16 protein-coding genes are annotated in these 17,256 nt (G+C 41.7%); 10 read left to right on the plus strand and 6 right to left on the minus strand.

Features of this window, described 5'->3' with window-relative positions; all coding sequences use genetic code 11:
• Positions 1 to 9 precede the first annotated feature (9 nt).
• The 3 genes from dut to F988_RS10000 form a co-directional block, all read right to left on the minus strand.
• Positions 10 to 462, minus strand: a complete 453-nt coding sequence (gene dut, locus F988_RS09990) for a dUTP diphosphatase (protein ID WP_004682795.1) — start codon at positions 460 to 462, stop codon at positions 10 to 12.
• Positions 463 to 485: 23 nt separating this feature from the next.
• Entirely contained in the window at positions 486 to 2,525 is a 2,040-nt protein-coding gene (locus F988_RS09995) for a UvrD-helicase domain-containing protein (protein ID WP_004682796.1), read from the minus strand.
• Positions 2,526 to 2,748: 223 nt separating this feature from the next.
• A complete protein-coding gene (locus F988_RS10000) occupies positions 2,749 to 3,402 on the minus strand; it encodes a YiaD family glycine zipper/OmpA-like lipoprotein (RefSeq protein WP_004682797.1) in 654 nt (217 codons plus the stop codon).
• A gap of 383 nt (positions 3,403 to 3,785) precedes the next feature.
• On the opposite strand from F988_RS10000, the gene F988_RS10005 reads away from it, so the two are divergent.
• The 6 genes from F988_RS10005 (at position 3,786) to F988_RS10030 (ending at position 8,199) form a co-directional block, all read left to right on the plus strand.
• Positions 3,786 to 4,703 (plus strand): acyltransferase, encoded by a 918-nt coding sequence (locus F988_RS10005; protein WP_004682798.1) that lies wholly within the window; start codon positions 3,786 to 3,788, stop codon positions 4,701 to 4,703.
• A gap of 23 nt (positions 4,704 to 4,726) precedes the next feature.
• Positions 4,727 to 5,788, plus strand: a complete 1,062-nt coding sequence (locus F988_RS10010; RefSeq protein ID WP_004682799.1) for a hypothetical protein — start codon at positions 4,727 to 4,729, stop codon at positions 5,786 to 5,788.
• Between the two features lie 119 nt (positions 5,789 to 5,907).
• Positions 5,908 to 6,627: a septum site-determining protein MinC gene (gene minC, locus F988_RS10015; RefSeq protein ID WP_004682800.1), complete on the plus strand. Its 720-nt coding sequence runs from the start codon at positions 5,908 to 5,910 to the stop codon at positions 6,625 to 6,627.
• Between the two features lie 73 nt (positions 6,628 to 6,700).
• Complete coding sequence (minD, locus tag F988_RS10020; RefSeq protein WP_004682801.1) at positions 6,701 to 7,513, plus strand: septum site-determining protein MinD; 813 nt, start codon at positions 6,701 to 6,703, stop codon at positions 7,511 to 7,513.
• A 2-nt stretch (positions 7,514 to 7,515) separates the two neighbouring features.
• Entirely contained in the window at positions 7,516 to 7,788 is a 273-nt protein-coding gene (gene minE, locus F988_RS10025) for a cell division topological specificity factor MinE (protein ID WP_004676585.1), read from the plus strand.
• A gap of 123 nt (positions 7,789 to 7,911) precedes the next feature.
• A complete protein-coding gene (locus tag F988_RS10030; RefSeq protein ID WP_004682802.1) occupies positions 7,912 to 8,199 on the plus strand; it encodes a PA4642 family protein in 288 nt (95 codons plus the stop codon).
• Between the two features lie 149 nt (positions 8,200 to 8,348).
• On the opposite strand, the gene rhtC is transcribed toward F988_RS10030, so the two are convergent.
• Complete coding sequence (rhtC, locus tag F988_RS10035) at positions 8,349 to 8,969, minus strand: threonine export protein RhtC (RefSeq protein WP_004682803.1); 621 nt, start codon at positions 8,967 to 8,969, stop codon at positions 8,349 to 8,351.
• Positions 8,970 to 9,096: 127 nt separating this feature from the next.
• Positions 9,097 to 12,180, minus strand: a complete 3,084-nt coding sequence (locus tag F988_RS10040; RefSeq protein WP_004682804.1) for a DNA translocase FtsK — start codon at positions 12,178 to 12,180, stop codon at positions 9,097 to 9,099.
• Positions 12,181 to 12,473: 293 nt separating this feature from the next.
• Between F988_RS10040 and trxB the strand changes: the two genes are divergently transcribed.
• From trxB to F988_RS10060, 4 genes are all read left to right on the plus strand, one after another.
• The gene (gene trxB, locus F988_RS10045; protein ID WP_004682805.1) at positions 12,474 to 13,424 is read left to right on the plus strand and encodes a thioredoxin-disulfide reductase; all 951 of its coding nucleotides are present in this window, start codon (positions 12,474 to 12,476) and stop codon (positions 13,422 to 13,424) included.
• A 111-nt stretch (positions 13,425 to 13,535) separates the two neighbouring features.
• Complete coding sequence (locus F988_RS10050; RefSeq protein WP_004757377.1) at positions 13,536 to 15,092, plus strand: methyltransferase regulatory domain-containing protein; 1,557 nt, start codon at positions 13,536 to 13,538, stop codon at positions 15,090 to 15,092.
• A 90-nt stretch (positions 15,093 to 15,182) separates the two neighbouring features.
• Positions 15,183 to 15,914 (plus strand): leucyl/phenylalanyl-tRNA--protein transferase, encoded by a 732-nt coding sequence (gene aat, locus F988_RS10055; RefSeq protein WP_004682807.1) that lies wholly within the window; start codon positions 15,183 to 15,185, stop codon positions 15,912 to 15,914.
• A 28-nt stretch (positions 15,915 to 15,942) separates the two neighbouring features.
• Positions 15,943 to 16,758: an arginyltransferase gene (locus F988_RS10060; protein WP_004682808.1), complete on the plus strand. Its 816-nt coding sequence runs from the start codon at positions 15,943 to 15,945 to the stop codon at positions 16,756 to 16,758.
• Between the two features lie 2 nt (positions 16,759 to 16,760).
• On the opposite strand, the gene rimI is transcribed toward F988_RS10060, so the two are convergent.
• A complete protein-coding gene (gene rimI / locus F988_RS10065) occupies positions 16,761 to 17,219 on the minus strand; it encodes a ribosomal protein S18-alanine N-acetyltransferase (protein WP_010589318.1) in 459 nt (152 codons plus the stop codon).
• Positions 17,220 to 17,256 lie beyond the last annotated feature (37 nt).

Below are 17,256 nucleotides of genomic sequence, written 5' to 3' on the forward strand. Positions count from 1 at the left end.
ACGAAAAACTTACTGTTTCCCAGTATGTCCAAAACCACCTGCACCACGCCCAGTTGCAACAAATTCTTCCACTTGTTCAAATTCTGCCTGTACCACAGGCACTAAAACATATTGTGCCAAACGTTCACCTGGTTCCAGACGGAAAGTGTTTTGTCCACGGTTCCACACAGAAACCATCAATTCACCTTGATAATCCGAGTCAATTAAACCCACTAAATTACCCAATACGATGCCATGCTTATGTCCCAAACCCGAACGTGGTAAGATCAAGCCCGCAAAGTTTGGATCTTCAATATAAATGGCCAGACCAGTTTTGACCAGGACGGTTTCACCCGCTGCAATCTCAATCGCTTCATCTAAACAGGCACGTAAATCCAGACCTGCTGAACCTGTAGTTGCATAGGCAGGCATTGCCCACTCCTGACCTAAACGGGCATCTAATACTTTAACCTGAACTTTCATGACAAATTCCTACTGATGATTTATTAACGTTTCAATAAAGCTCTTAAATTGGCGAGATGCTGTTGAGCCTGTTCTTTCGGATCAACATTAGATACAAGTTTCTTTTTGCGTCCCAACCATTCCAACTCATCCTGTGGCAATTCATCCAGAAAACGGCTTGGGGTCATCTGGCGCATCTGCCCACCATTCTTGCGTTGCTCAGCCAAAGTCAGGGTGAGACCCTGACGCGCACGGGTAATTCCTACATACATTAAACGGCGTTCTTCCTCAATCGTTTCAGCCGCAATCGAGTTTTTATGTGGTAATATTTCTTCTTCTAGGCCAATCATGTACACATACGGAAATTCCAGCCCTTTCGCTGCATGTAATGTCAACAAATTCACCTTATCCGTGTCTTCTTCTTCCTGTTGCTGCTCCAACATATCCAGCAGCACCAGCTTGCGAATCACGCTTTCAATATTTTTCTCATCAACATCATCAGTGCGATTAATTAGATTTTGAATACTGGTATATAGACTTTCTATATTGTCGAGTTTAGTTTTTTCCTGTGCAGGAGTCGCAGCCTGTTCACGGACATAGTCGATATAACCCGCTTCCATAATCATCTGACGAACCTTAGGCACAGGTTCATCATCATCCAACAGTTCACAGGTAAAGGTGGCAATAAAATCTGCAAACTCATGCAACTGTGTGGCCGCTTTCTTTGGCAACACCATTGACAGCCGTTGATCCGAAGAAGCAGTTAACAGCGATAAGGTATTTTCCTGTGCAAATAAGCCAAGCTTTTCCAGTGTCACAGGTCCAATGGCACGTTTCGGCGTATTAATAATACGCAAGAATGCGCTGTCATCTTCTGGATTGATAATTAAGCGTAAATAGCTCATCACATCCTTAATCTCGGCACGAGCAAAGAATGATTGACCACCTGATAGTTTATAAGGAATCTGCATTTGGCGCAGTTGCGTTTCTAAAACCCGTGCCTGAAAGTTGCCACGATATAAAATTGCGTAGTCTTTCCAGCTTTTGCCATTCATTAGTTTATGCGTAATCAGGTCTTTCACCACCCGTTCAGCTTCATCATCGTCATTTAAACAGGTGATAATCCGAATGGTTTCACCATGTCCCTTGTCACTCCACAATTTCTTGTCAAAGATATGGGGATTATTGCCAATCACGGCATTGGCTGCTTTGAGGATACGGCTGGTGGAGCGATAGTTTTGCTCCAGCTTGATCACGTTTAAATTATGAAAATCTTCTTTCAGCAATGCCATGTTTTCAGGCTTTGCTCCACGCCATGCGTAAATGGACTGGTCATCATCACCAACGGCGGTGAACTGCCCCATCACTCCAACCAGAAGCTTAACCAGGGTATATTGTGCGGTGTTGGTATCCTGATACTCATCCACCAATAAATAACGGACACGGTTTTGCCATTTTTCTCGCACCTCAGCATTTTCCTGAAGCAAGCGGGTTGGCAGCACAATCAAGTCATCGAAATCAACCGCATTATAGGCACGTAGGTTACGTTCATAGAGTTGATACAAATGGGCAAGTTGAACATCCTCAACTGTTTCACAGATAGAATGCGCCTGTTCAGGGATGATGAGATCATTCTTCCAGTCTGAAATCTTCTTCATCGCCTTGGCAATGAGTTCCTTACTCTCCGCACCAGACAGGTTGTCACGCTGCATCAAGTCCATCAGGATACGTTTGCAGTCATCAGCATCTAAAATGGAAAAATTATTTTTAAGCGGTAAATGTTTAAGTTCCAAACGTAATAAATTCAAACCAAAGGTATGAAACGTTGAGACAGAAAGCCCTTTGGCCTCTTCACGGGAAAGTAGTTTCCCCACACGCTCTTTCATCTCACGTGCGGCCTTATTGGTAAAGGTCATCGCGGTAATACAGTAGGCAGGTATCCCACATTGCTTCACCAAATAGGCAATTTTTTGGGTAATCACAGATGTTTTACCAGAACCTGCTCCTGCAAGCACCAACAAAGGCCCTTGAACATATTTCATGGCTTCATATTGCTTGTCATTGAGTTGACTACCAGTCGACATCTGTACATACCCCTCATTTTTGAGCCCGATTTTGCGAGACTAAGTATAGACATCTCCGTTTTAGAATCCTAATCCTAAATCTCAGGATATGTATAAATTATGATGCCTCGCTCAACCCATACGTCGCCACTCGTCGCACTAATTATATTAAAAGTTCCAACACCCTAATTTTAGGCAATAAAAAACCAGCCGAAGCTGGTTTCCCACAAATCAGTAAAGAAGATTACTGTTTTGCATAAATGCTGATTTCAACACGACGGTTTTGTTCACGGCCAGAAGCAGTGCTGTTGTCCGCAATTGGGTTTGATGAACCATAACCTTGCGCATCGATACGGCTCGCTGATACACCCTGACTTGCCAAATAGCTTTTTACTGACTGAGCACGCGCTTGAGACAATGGAATGTTGATTGAGTCATTACCTGTATTGTCTGTATAACCAGTTACAAGAATCGCACTCTGGTTATCTTCAGCCAAAGTTTGCGCCACTTTGTTCAAGGTACCATAGAAGTTTGGCTTAATGTTTGACTTGTTGGTGTCAAATGTAATGCTACCAGGCATAATCAATTGAACTGAACCATCTGCATTACGGCCCACTTCTACGCCAGTACCCTGCATTTGTTGACGCAGTTTTTTCTCTTTATTGTCAAGATACAAACCACCAGCGCCACCAAGCACCGCACCAATCGCCGCCGCACGGTTGTTTTGTGAAGCCTTGTTTGCATTACCTTTAGATATGCCATAACCTGCCGCAGCACCAATTATTGTACCTAGGGCAGCTTTATCATACTCTACGCCACCAATGTTATTACCTGTAGTTTGGCAACCAGAAAGTACCAATCCAGCCCCAACCAGTGTTGAAATTACTAATGCACGCATTGCGTAGCTCCTGTCTATGTATTTTTGTCTGATCAAATAATGAATGAGAAAATTCAGCTAGACCATTGATATTTTGTTAATAATAAACAATTTATTTATCTTTTTGTAATATTTTGATGCATTTTACTTCATAAAATCCTCATATTCTCTCCATTGTTTTCAATTTATCGGATTTCTAAAAATATGAGATATATGTTTCAATAAAAGTTTTTTAAGAACTTTATAAATGCTCGGTGCTTCACATATGATAAAGTGGATTAAAATTGCAGAAAATAGGTAAGTCCATAAAAAATGTCAACATCTTCAAATATACAATTGTATTTCAATTTCCGTTGTTTATAGTTGGAACATCTTTTTAAATCTCTGCACTCAAGGTTAGATTTATGTCTACTGCCCATAAAAAAGCATCCTTATTGCAAAAAGTCAGTAAAGGACTCACAGTTGGTTCAGTCATTACAGGAAGCACGTTTTTACATGGTCCCCCTGTTTTGGCACTCGGTTTTACCAAGCTGTTTAAAAAATCAAAAAAAATAGACGAAACCAATATTCAATTGGCCAATAGCTGGATTGGTGTAAACAACCACCTGATTGAAAAGGTGCTGCCAAACCTAAAGTGGGATATCAGCATTGATGAAAAGCTTGACCTGAATCTACAGGGCCGCTATATGATGATTTGTAACCATCAAAGCTGGGTGGATACCACAGTGAACCAGTATTTTGGTTTAAGCCGTATGCCCCTTACCCGTTTCTTTACCAAATGGGAACTTATTTTCATTCCGTTTGTGGGTCAGGCATTTAAAATCCTGGGTTTCCCGATGATGAAACGCCACACCAAGGAACAGATTGCAAAAAATCCTGAACTGAAGTCACGCGATATGTATGAGGCGCGCAAAGCCTGCGAACAGTTATTGAGCCAGCCGTTTACCCTTTTAAACTATCTGGAAGGTACACGTTTCACTCCAGAAAAGCATGCACAGCAGCAATCCCCATATAAAAACCTGCTCAAGCCTAAAGCAGGCGGTCTGGCATTGGCCTTGAATATTCTGGGAGATAAGATTGATGCCCTGGTTGACATGACTATTGTCTATCCAGACGGCGTACCAGACTATGGAGATTTCTGGCTTGGCGATGTTCCACGCATTGCAGTGGATTTGCGTCAAATTGACATTCCTAATTGGGTGGTTGGCGGTAATTATGAAGATGATCCTGTTTATCGGGAACGTTTCCAAAGATGGGTGGATCAGATCTGGACTGAAAAAGATCAACTCATTACTGCAATGAAATCCAAATATAAGCCATAATTTTTTTAGGGATTAAACAAGAAATGACCCAGCAGGACTCAGGACAAAACTCTAAATATAATAATGTGAATCCGAATAGTAAGTTTTTTAAACTATTCCTCGCCTATGATATTTTCATGGTCTTTATTATTGTTTTCAATCTATTCTGTCTGGGCATGAACTTTTTCCTCATGAGCAACATTGGGGAATGGTTTTTAAACACTATCCATCTTCCCAGTGTCCTTGAGTTCTATCGTACATATTTACATCCCTGGGTGATTACCACTGAAGCATGGTTTATTATTTTTTTAATCACTGAGCTGGCGGTACGCTGGCTACTCTCAATTGTGCAAAAACATCATGCACGCTGGTGGTTCTTTCCCTTTATCCACTGGTATGAAATCCTAGCCATTATTCCACACCTGCGTTTTTTGCGCTTATTTCGTGCAGGTATCATCGCCTACCGTTTATATGAACTTGGCTACAAGGTCATTCCAGACAATATCCGCATTAAGGCGATGTTTTATTACCGTGTCATCATGGAAGAACTGTCTGACCGTGTGGTGATCACCGTGATTGATGGTATAAGACACGAACTTGAAACCAGCTCCACGCACAAAAAGATTATCCACGACCTGGTTGATCATCATCGTGAATTGTTTACAATTACGCTTTCCTCCATGCTACAGGAATCGCTAGCCAAGGCATTACAGCAGCAACAGCCTGTGATTACTCAGAAAGTGGGTATCATCGTTAATCAGGCGATTGAGGATACACCTGAGCTGACACAACTGCTGCGTTTGATTCCAATTGTCGGGGGGCGGATTGAACAGCAGATTCAGAGTATTGGACAACGTCTGGGTGAGAATATCAGTGCGGGTTTAATTGAGCCATTTACAGCAGGTTCCCTGCATCGCCCCAATGAAAACTATCAACTTATCGCAGAAAAGGTCAGTGCACTGAACATTGACAACCAATATCTGGAACAGCTGGTGGAATCGGTGGTATTTGAAAGCCTTGAAGCAATACGAAAGCAGGTCAAGATCAAACAATGGCAGCAAACTTTGCAGGAATACGATCAATTGGATAAAAAATCAGAAAGTTGACAAGAAAATTTACCAATTATGCTAGAGAATTGCTGTAATTTGTTCTAGCATTTGCTCTTATTTACAACATATGCAGGGCATTGCCCTTATAGTGCTTAAGAAGCCCTGAAGGATAAATTATGGCTGATATACGGATTACGGGCAGAATGGTGAATTTTAGTCGACTAACTTTCGACACAAATGACCATGCTGCAATCCGACAGCAACTGACAAGCACACTCAATGAGAGTTCTTATTTAGGGACATTGGTCATTATTGACAGTACCGTCGAGCAAGAGCTGATTGCCCTGATCCAACTGTTAATTGATTTGGGTTTACAGCCAATGGCGGTGATCGATGGTATCTTGGGAGATCAGGCACGCGCAATCCAGTTCCCTGTTTTGCCTACCGATCAGCCCTTGCAACGCATCAAGGCCTCTAAAGAGCAGGTCGTTGACCATGCACCTGAAAAAACAGTCGATAGCACTGCAATACAAACACCACAAAAAAACACATCGGTTACCCATGTCACCTCATATCATGATGAGATTTTGCGTACAGGTCAGTCTTTGGTACAGGATCAGGGCGATATTATCCTGAATGCTGGCATGAATAGTGGATCAGAAGTGATTGCATCTGGAAATATTCACATCTATGGCAATGCCCGTGGTAGAGTCATTGCAGGCGCAGGTGGAGATGGCTCAGCACGTATTTTCTGCAATTCTCTGGAAGCGGAACTGATCTCGATTGCAGGAACCTATTGTGTGGCGGATGATATCCCAAAAGATATGATCAAAAAACCTGTACATATTTATTTAAATACCAAGCAAGAGCTTGAATTTGAACCCTTACAGTTTTAACTTAGCTGATTAAGTCAAAAAAGCACCAAAAAGCCCTTTTAGGGGCGTATGACCATAAATAGGAGTGGATTCGGTGGCCAAAATTGTTGTCGTAACGTCAGGCAAAGGTGGTGTAGGTAAAACTACAACAAGTGCATCTTTTGCAACAGGTTTAGCCCTACGTGGTCATAAAACTGTTGTGATTGATTTCGATGTGGGTTTACGTAACCTTGATTTGATTATGGGCTGTGAACGCCGTGTAGTTTATGACTTTGTGAATGTCATCAATAATGAAGCCCGCCTACAGCAAGCCCTGATCCGTGATAAAGACATTGAAAACCTGTTCATTTTACCTGCATCGCAAACCCGCGATAAAGATGCGCTGAGTGATGAAGGTGTGGCGCGCGTGATCGACGAGCTTTCACAGGAATTTGACTACATCATCTGTGACTCACCTGCGGGGATTGAGCGTGGTGCGATTCTAGCCATGTATCATGCGGATGAAGCCATCATTGTGACAAACCCTGAGATTTCATCGGTTCGTGACTCTGACCGTATTATTGGCATGCTGGACAGCAAGACCAAAAAAGTCGAACAAAATGAAGGCCGTATCCGTAAGCACCTGTGTATCACACGTTTCAACCCTGAACGTGCAGATAAGCAGGAAATGCTGACCATTGATGACATTTCCAAAGACATTTTACGTGTTCCGACTTTGGGCGTAATTCCAGAGTGTCCAAGCGTGCTACAGGCATCAAACGAAGGTAAACCTGTGATTCTTTATCCAGAAGCGAAAGCTGGGCAAGCCTATGATGATCTGGTTGCCCGTTTCCTTGGCGAAGACCGTCCTTATCGACATATTGCAGTGCAGCCAAAAGGTTGGTTGGCTAGACTATTTGGAGCGTAATTATGGCAGGATTCTGGAGTAAACTGTTTAGCGGTGATGAAAAACCATCAAGTGCACAAACTGCCAAAGATCGCTTGAAAGTAATTGTTGCATCTGAACAGGGCTTGGGTCGTCGTTTAGGGCAAGACAAACTTGATCAAATGAAGAAAGAAATCATGCAGGTCGTGAGTCGTTATGTGCGTGGTGTGGATGAACAGCATATCCAAATGCAGGTTCGTTCAGAAGCGAATATCGAAATGCTTGAGATGAATATCAATTTACCTGAAGAACGTTAGAAGTTTTTTCATTAGCGATTTTTCACAAATAAAGGCAGAATACGTGAGTGGATTTGGAAAGCATTGCTTTCATCCACTTCAAGGATTTTGCCTTTATTGTTTTATAAAACTGAGGAGATTGTCATGGCATTATCACAGCCAGCAACTTTCAATGAAGAATGGTCAGATGAGCGTGTGTTTGCCTACCTCAACCAGCTTCCGCCAGCAGGTGTAAATGCTGACTTCCATATACTCTATCACGCGTTCAAGCATATGCGTCCACATGACTATGAGCGTTTGATTACCAAGTTTCTAGCAGATGGCCGTGACCTGAATGCGACCAATCCAGAGGGACAGCGCATTCATGATGTCATCGCACAGTATCCTCGCCAAAAACAGGGTTTTCTGGAAGTTTTAGCAAAATTTGCATGATCAAAAGCCTTTTATTATATAATTGAAAATTACCGAAATATGATGGATTTAACACCCATATTTCGGTTTTTTATTTGCTTGATTTTGGCGAATTTTAAATAAAACTCAGAAAAAATTTTGTTCCAAGACTATTTTTACTTTATGTCCTTTTATGATTGACTACCAATCAGATAAATACCCAATAACGTAAATATTCCACCAGAAACACCATCAATCCATTTGGCAAAGTTCTGATATGCATTTCTAAATGCAGGTAAGGAAAAAACATAGGCAACCAGCAAAAACCACAGCAATGTTTCAATCGACACAATGATAAAGAGCAGGGAATGATGCTGGTCAAATAAAGGATTGGCTAAAAACAGTGAAAATACACTTCCAAAGTAAATAATTGCCTTAGGATTCGATAGGTTTGTGAGCAGACCTTTCATAAAGAATAGATAAGGTGATTGAGGTAGGACCATCTGTTTTACTGTTTCATCACCCTTTGAAAAGGCTGAGCGTAGCATCTGGAAACCGAGCCAGCATAAATACAGGCCACCTGCAATTAAAAGGCCCTGCTTTAGCCATGCCATCTTTTCAAAAATAATATTCAGCCCCATGAGTGCCAATAAAGACCACAACATCGCACCCAAACAAATACCGAGTACCACCAATACCGCATCTTTGCGGGAGCGACTAATTGCAGTTTGGGAAACTAAGAAAAAATCTGGACCAGGGGTAATCAATGCACAAAAATGAATAAAGATGAGCGTACATAATGCAACCCACATAGCCAAACCCAGTGTTAAAACCTTAAAGGTTTAGCTTAAATAAAAAACGTGATTATTACCATATAAAAACAAGAAAATAAAAACGACAAAGCCTCAGAATAGAGGCTTGGTTAATGCAATATGATCGTTAAACCAGAATATCCCGTTTGCCATTTGCTCCCATTGCACTGACAATCCCATTTTCTTCCATTTGATCAACAATACGGGCAGCACGGTTATAGCCCAGACTAAATTTACGCTGGATAGATGAAGTAGATACTTTACGGGTTTCCAGTACAAAAGATACACACTGATCATATAATGCATCCCGACTTGGATCACCCTCTCCATCCTCAAAACCACGGGATGTTGGCTCTTCGTCAAATGGGGTCAGGATTTCATCAACATAATCAGGCTCACCACGTTCACGCCAAGCATCACAGATACGGTTGACCTCATCATCACTGATAAATGCACCATGTACACGTTCAGGTTCAATCTTCCCAGGTCCAAGGAACAGCATATCACCATGACCAAGCAGATCTTCTGCCCCACCCGCATCCAGAATGGTACGGGAGTCAATTTTACTGTTGACACGCAGTGCCACACGGGTTGGGATATTGGCCTTAATCAGGCCTGTAATCACATCTACAGAGGGGCGCTGTGTCGCAAGTAGTAAATGAATGCCTGCCGCACGGGATTTCTGTGCCAAACGGGTAATCATCTCTTCAGCTTTTTTACCGACCTGCATGATCATATCAGCAAACTCATCGGCAACGATGACGATCGAAGGGAGTGGGGTCAATCGCGGTGCGCGCTCCCCCACAACCGAATCACTTGCTTTCCAGGTTGGATCAATCAGGTCCTCACCATTGGCAATCGCCTCTTCCACCTTGCGGTTGTAGTCATTAAGTTTACGGATTTTTAGGAATGACATTAGTTTGTAACGGCGTTCCATTTCATTCACACACCAGTTTAATGCACTGACAGCATCTTTCATGTCAGTCACAACAGGCGTTAACAAGTGTGGAATATCATTATAGTTGGCCAATTCAAGCTGTTTCGGGTCAATCAGGATCAGGCGCAACTGATCAGGTGTATATTTCAGCAACATCGAAAGGATCATCGAGTTGACCGCAACCGATTTACCCGAACCTGTAGTACCCGCAACCAGCATATGTGGCGCCTTGGCTAAATCGGTCAGTACAGGATTACCAGAAATATCCTTACCCATCGCCATACTAATTAAATTATTGGGATCACGATACGTTGGTGTTTCCAATAATTCGATCAAACGTACCATTTCACGGCTACTGTTCGGTACTTCAATGCCGATATACGGTTTCCCTGGAATCACCTCAACTACACGTACTGAAGCCATCGACATAGAACGCGCCAAGTCACGCGAAATATTGGTGACTTTGGATGCCTTGACCCCTGGTGCAAGATCAAGTTCAAAACGTGTGACCACTGGACCTGGCTGGGCTTCCACCACCTGTGCCTTAACGTTAAATTCCTGTAGCTTGATTTCCAGAAGCTCTGACAATCGGGCTAATTGTTCAGCAGTGAAGTTCACCTTTTTATTTGGATCAACATCATCCAGTAGTTCCAGACCTGGTAAGGTTGGCAAGTCACGGCGTTTCTGCGCCACCTGCATGGCACGGGACATTGGACGACCAAACGAATCGGTTAATGGCGCATCCAGATCAAAATCATCTTCAATATTCAGTTCTGCATCAGGTTCAGCCTTACCTGCGGTCTCCTGCCAGGCCTCAATAAAGGCTTCCTTGGAAAGTGTCTCTTTTGGTGCGGCGACCTCAATTGGCACTTTTACAAAAGCAGAGGACTGAGCATAACTTGAAGCTTGAGGTCTTATATTTTCCTGCTCTTCATCAACAAGAAGATCGTTAAACTCATCAAACGCTTCACTTGTAGAACTGTGCTTCTCTTCCTGAACAACATTTTGAACTGAAGACGCATGTGGCTGGACTACAATGGTTTGTGCCGATTCTGCGATCAATGCCTCTATATCGGCTTCAAACTCCACCACATTCACTTGTTCATGAAAGTTTGAATGTGCTGGAACATCTTGCGTAAACGGCGTATGCGTTGCAGTTTTATTATTTGGAACGGCAGCCAGCAACTCATCAAAAATTTGGTCATCATTCCAGTCTAAATTGCTACCGCTTTCTCTTTGCAAAGCAGGTTCAATCCGTTGAGACTGCATGGTATTGTAGGATGCCACATGCTGATCAGAATCATCGGCAGCCTTTAACAACGCATCAATCTCCTGTTTATGGCTGATATCATCGCTTTGCAGCGCACGCCATACCTCACCCGTCTGAATCAGGCGTTGGCTTTCCGCTTCCAGTTGATGTGCCTTTTGCAGGGTTTGTTCAAAATCCTCAATGACATGGGCTTCGTCTGACTGGACACTTTGCTGCTCTTTCGCAACCACATCCGCAAATAATCTTTCTGCCACCTGTTGATGATGTGAATCCTCCACTTTAGCTGTAGCAGTTTTATCATTTTGTACTAGATCAACTGCTTTCATCTCAGGGGGGCTGGTAACTGTAGCTTCTGCTTGCACTTTATTTTTAATGGCAGGTGTTTCTTTGGTCAATTGTTCAGTGAGGTCATAGGCCGACTCGGTCTGTGGTACATTTTTATAAAACAGGTCCTGCAAATAAGCGGGCGTATTTTTCAATGTCACCCAGGTTTTGTCCCACTGGATTCCAAATGCCAAGGTAATCAATACAATGCCAAATATCAGTAAGAATAAGGTTGCCCCATAAATCGTCAGCAACTGCGATAAACTCTGTCCCAGCTCATAACCGATAATGCCACCCGCCGCATTTTCCAGCGTGTCGGCTGGCATATTCCAGTGTAAATACAACAGGGTTGATAACGATAAAATCAGGAAAAACTGGGCCGCATAACGAAACGGGCGATTTAGAAAACTTCTTGGCCACCAGACCTGAATCGCTTCCATAAACAGGAATAATGGAATCAACAGGCTGGCCCAGCCTAGAAAGCCAAACAACAGGTCCGCAATCCAGGCACCTGCCACCCCACTGGCGTTGGAAACCTGCTGGGTATCACTGGAGATATGCATCCATCCTGGATCAAATGGTGTATAAGTCACTGTGGCAAGAAATAGGTAAATGCCAAAAGAAATCAAAAATAATGTCATTAAAAAGCGTTGTGCATAAACACTTGACACCGCAGTCATATACAGTCCTGTAACCCAATTCATTTATCATTAGAATTAATGAAGTTCATCAAGAATCTTCAATCAATACGCTCTCTATTATGCACTCGTTCTTACAAAAAAGATGCACGATTGTTTAATGTTGTTGTTAACATCGTGGGCGTGTTGACTTTATCGCAAAGCACTGGCGAAATATCAACAGCCCCATTGATGATATAGCCCAATTCGATTAAGTATATCAATATTATCCAACCCACTCCCCTGTGGATTCACGTATAATTTTAACAGTTTCAATATAAAAAGGATGTTCTTTAATGAGCGCTCGTCATTCACGGTTAATTATTTTGGGTTCTGGTCCTGCAGGTTATAGTGCGGCGGTATATGCGGCACGCGCCAACCTCAAACCAACGCTGATTGCTGGTTTGCAGCTTGGCGGTCAGTTAACAACGACCACTGAGGTGGATAACTGGCCAGGCGACCCAGAGGGATTAACTGGTCCTGTATTGATGGAACGCATGCAAGCTCACGCTGAACGTTTCGGTACAGAAATTGTCTATGACCACATCAATGAAGTCGATTTAAAAACCCGTCCATTTGTGCTGAAAGGCGATATGGAAGAATACACCTGTGATGCGCTGATTATTGCAACTGGTGCAACTGCACAATATCTGGGTCTGGAATCTGAGGCTGCGTTTATGGGTAAAGGGGTGAGCGCCTGTGCAACCTGTGATGGTTTCTTCTATAAAAACCAGAATGTCATGGTTGTGGGTGGCGGTAACACTGCGGTTGAGGAAGCACTTTATCTTTCAAACATTGCGGCCCATGTAACACTGGTACACCGCCGTGACAGCCTGCGTTCCGAGAAGATTTTACAGGATCATTTATTTGCCAAAGAAAAAGAAGGCAAGATCAGTATCATCTGGAACCATCAGGTAGATGAAGTACTCGGTGACAATACTGGTGTAACATCTGTACGTATCAAATCTACCCAGGATTCAAGTACACAAGATGTTCAAGTACAAGGTCTATTTGTTGCGATTGGACACAAACCAAATACAGAGATGTTTGAAGGTCAATTGAACTTACGTGATGGTTATATTCAAGTTCAAAGTGGTACTTCGGGTAATGCAACGGCAGCATCAATTGAAGGCGTCTTTGCTGCTGGTGACGTAGCTGATAGTATCTATCGTCAAGCGATTACCTCAGCAGGTTCAGGCTGTATGGCAGCATTAGATGCTGAGAAGTATCTTGATAATTTAAACTAATTTACATTAAGTTTAAAAAGCCACCATTTTTATGGTGGCTTTTTTTGTTAAATGATATGTACAATCAAAAACATGGCTTTATTTAACAACAATTATATTTTGGATGAATACATAACAACAACATGGACCAATGGCTACCAAACTGAAGTCAATTACACCTATGGATATTATCGTGATCTTAGCCCTAACTTCCAAAAATTCTGTTTACTTTTAAATGGGATAGATAGTCCAGATATTCAGACAAATCAAACACATTGTGAACTTGGCTTTGGGCAAGGTGTCAGCATCAACATACATGCAGCAAGTACTGATGCCAATTTTTATGGTACTGACTTTAACCCTGCACATGCAGCTCATGCCAACCAATTAGCACAACATAGCCAAACTAAGCCTTATTTTTTTGATGATAGCTTTGAAGAATTATTAAATCGAAATGATTTACCCATGTTTGATTCAATTAGCCTACATGGAATATGGAGCTGGATAAGCTATGAAAACCAACACATCATTTTGAAATTCATTCGTAAATATTTAAAACCCAATGGTATTGTCTATATCAGTTATAACTGCGTGACAGGTTGGGCTGCCAATATGCCTATACGCGAGTTATTTCATAGTCATTTTAAATTTAATAGCAAAAGTACAAACCCACTGCAAAAAGTAAATGAAGCATTAAATTTTAGCGAAGAACTACTTAAACAAAATCCAATCTTTGCTCAAAGAAATCCCAATGCTTTGCAAAAAGTAATCGATCTCAAACAACAAAATCCAAATTACTTAATTCATGAATATTTGAATCAAGATTGGCAATGCTTTTCATTTCAGCAAGTAGTCAGAATCCTAGATGAAATTAAATTATCTTATGCTGGGTCTACAGACTTAGGAACGCATCTAGATAACATTAATTTTTCAGAAGAACATCAGCAATTTCTAAATGCGATTGAACACCCGATTTTCAAAGAACAGTGCCGAGATTATTTTGCCAACACACAATTTAGACGGGATTTATTTATTCGAGGCAAGAATAATTTAACCCCATTACAAGTCCAAGCAAAACTCCGAAAAACAGCATTTGTGCTTCTAACAGCCAAAGAGCAATTACCGAGTAGCATTACAGGACTATTGGGGACATTCAATTTGATAGAGGAAATTTATCAACCAATTGGCAATCGATTTGCTGAAGTTAACTATCAACCGCTCACTATTGCAGATTTAGAAGCTAGTTTTCCCGAGCTTCACTATGCAAAAATCTTAAATGCGCTCGTTATCCTGTGCCATCTTGGACTAGCTCAACCATGTCAAAATAATGAACCATCTCAAAAAATGTTCGAGCATTGCCATAATCTGAATCATTACATTTTAAAACAAGCGAGTTTTCATCAAAACTATGGTGTTTTAATTAGTCCAATCACAGGCATTGGTATACCGACTGAACATTTTCATCAATTATTTTATCGCGCTCACTTTATAGAGGGTTTAACGACTGCAACAGATTTTGCTTACTATGTGCAAGATGTCATCCAACAGCTTGGGTGGTTAGTTTTAGATAAAGATGGTCAAATGGTTTCAGATCAAGTTAAAAGCATTGAAATTATCCAATCTAAAGCCCAAATATTTTTAGAAAGTAAGAAGTTGGAAATCGCGAAACAATTGCGTTTATTTAATTAAATACTGATGATCGAATGGCGAAGTACTATATTTGCCATTCGACCTTTCTTAGATTAGTTTAATCTGAATCCTTTCCATATTCATTTTATTATGCATCAACTTCCACCCTCTCAATATATTTTTCCTGATCCTATTGAAGCTGATCCCGAGGGTCATGGTTTCATCTGCATTGGTGCTGACCTATCTCCATCGACTTTATTTGAAGCCTATACACACGGATTATTTCCCTGGTTTAATGAAGACGAACCCATTTGCTGGTGGAGTCCTGAACCACGCTGCATTATTCAGCCACACTCCTATAAACCTAGCAAATCCTTGCTGCGAAATATGAAAAAGCATGACTATCGCATTAGCATCAATCACGCCTTTGAAGATGTGATTCGTTCCTGCTCGCTGCCCCGTAGCTATGCCAATGAAACCTGGATTAGTGAAGATATAATCGAAGGCTATTGTTCTCTATTTAAGGCGGGTTATGCCTATAGTGTTGAAGTCTGGCAACAGGACAAACTGGTTGGTGGCTTGTATGGAGTCACCATCGGCAAAGGCTGTTTTGGTGAGTCCATGTTTAGCACCGAAACTGATGTTTCCAAGATGGCTTTCTACACCCTGATGCTGATTGGACAGGAAAATCAGTTGCCTTGGATTGACTGCCAACTGGTTAACGATCATCTCCTGAGTCTGGGAGCCAGTACAATTTCTCGCCAGACATATCTAAAATCGTTACAAGATGTAATTATTGCCCCCCCTATCAATTGGAAAAACTATCAGGAACGTGTATTTTCAAGTAAAACAATAGCAGTTAATGCAAAATTAGACGGTTAATGGACGAACACCTTGGAGGGACAGATTCATGAAATCATACCAACCCAAGTCCCTTTTAAATGACTTACAGTATTACATCACGCCACCGCACGACTGTAGTTACCTCGATAACAAGTCCGCGCGCATGGTGTTTCTGGACCCGATTCATCGGATTGATGTCGTCACCTTATCTGAACTTTCCCGTGTCGGTTTTAGGCGTAGTGGTGATTTTGTCTATCGACCAGAATGCCACTTATGTCGCCAATGTTTATCTTGTCGCGTTCCGATTCAAGAATTTAAAATGAATAGTAGCCAGAAGAAAGCATGGAAACGTAATCAAGATTTAAAAATGAGTATTTTGCCAACTTCGCAAGCCAGTCAACAGCATTATGATTTGTATGAGCGTTATATCAATGAACGCCATGCAGATGGCGATATGTATCCAGCAACATTAGATCAGTTTGAAAAATTCCTCATTCACAGTTGCACAGAAAGTTTTTTCATCGAATTATGGAAAGACCAAAAATTAATTGGTGTTTCAACCTGTGATTTAATGGATGATGGTTTATCTGCAGTTTATACTTTCTTCGATCCAGATGAACAACGTCGCTCCTTGGGCGTATTTGCGATTCTTAAGCAAATCGAATACGTTAAAACGCTGAATCTTGATTATCTCTACCTCGGCTATTGGGTGCCGCATTCATCCAAGATGAATTACAAATCCCAGTATACCCCGCTTGAGTTGCTGCTTGATGGACAATGGCGCAGACTTAACCGCCCACTCTCTGACAACGAAATCCAGCAACTTGGAAACTCATTGATGAGCACACTTCCATCTGAATGGAATAACCTGATTATTAAATAGCCTTATTGAAATAAGGCTGCAAAATCATCGGTGCATGTCTTGACCATAATCACGGCATGCTCCTTTGAACCATCAATATTTGGATAATAATTTTTTCGTAGATCAATCTGATGAAAACCTGTTTTTTCATATAGGTGAATTGCAGGAATATTACTTTCACGCACTTCCAGAAAAATCTGAACTGGATTGTTCTTTAACTGTTGAATTGAATAATCTAGCAACTCGTATCCAAAACCTTTGCCCTGTTGGTTTGGATGAATCGCCATCAGTAATAAATTGGCCTCATCTAGAACAGGCTGCAAAATACAAAAACCCACCACCTGATTGGCTTTTTCATAAACAGTACATTGGTAGGAGGTCAAGGATTCCTGAAACTGCTGTCTGGACCAGGGATGTGTTTGTACCAACCGCTCAATCTCAGCTACACGGTCTATATCACTTTCCTGCATCAATCGAATCACGGACTGTTACCTTATAAAATGCTGGTGCAGATTATCA

Source organism: Acinetobacter parvus DSM 16617 = CIP 108168, assembly GCF_000368025.1.
GTDB lineage: Bacteria > Pseudomonadota > Gammaproteobacteria > Pseudomonadales > Moraxellaceae > Acinetobacter > Acinetobacter parvus.

Excerpts from the sequence above, each read along its gene's own strand:
- dut (WP_004682795.1), bottom strand. The coding sequence starts at position 462 with ATGAAAGTTCAGGTTAAAGTATTAGATGCCCGTTTAGGTCAGGAGTGG.
- F988_RS09995 (WP_004682796.1), bottom strand. The coding sequence starts at position 2,525 with ATGTCGACTGGTAGTCAACTCAATGACAAGCAATATGAAGCCATGAAA.
- F988_RS10000 (WP_004682797.1), bottom strand. The coding sequence starts at position 3,402 with ATGCGTGCATTAGTAATTTCAACACTGGTTGGGGCTGGATTGGTACTT.
- F988_RS10005 (WP_004682798.1), top strand. The coding sequence starts at position 3,786 with ATGTCTACTGCCCATAAAAAAGCATCCTTATTGCAAAAAGTCAGTAAA.
- F988_RS10010 (WP_004682799.1), top strand. The coding sequence starts at position 4,727 with ATGACCCAGCAGGACTCAGGACAAAACTCTAAATATAATAATGTGAAT.
- minC (WP_004682800.1), top strand. The coding sequence starts at position 5,908 with ATGGCTGATATACGGATTACGGGCAGAATGGTGAATTTTAGTCGACTA.
- minE (WP_004676585.1), top strand. The coding sequence starts at position 7,516 with ATGGCAGGATTCTGGAGTAAACTGTTTAGCGGTGATGAAAAACCATCA.
- F988_RS10030 (WP_004682802.1), top strand. The coding sequence starts at position 7,912 with ATGGCATTATCACAGCCAGCAACTTTCAATGAAGAATGGTCAGATGAG.
- rhtC (WP_004682803.1), bottom strand. The coding sequence starts at position 8,969 with ATGTGGGTTGCATTATGTACGCTCATCTTTATTCATTTTTGTGCATTG.
- F988_RS10040 (WP_004682804.1), bottom strand. The coding sequence starts at position 12,180 with ATGACTGCGGTGTCAAGTGTTTATGCACAACGCTTTTTAATGACATTA.
- trxB (WP_004682805.1), top strand. The coding sequence starts at position 12,474 with ATGAGCGCTCGTCATTCACGGTTAATTATTTTGGGTTCTGGTCCTGCA.
- aat (WP_004682807.1), top strand. The coding sequence starts at position 15,183 with ATGCATCAACTTCCACCCTCTCAATATATTTTTCCTGATCCTATTGAA.
- F988_RS10060 (WP_004682808.1), top strand. The coding sequence starts at position 15,943 with ATGAAATCATACCAACCCAAGTCCCTTTTAAATGACTTACAGTATTAC.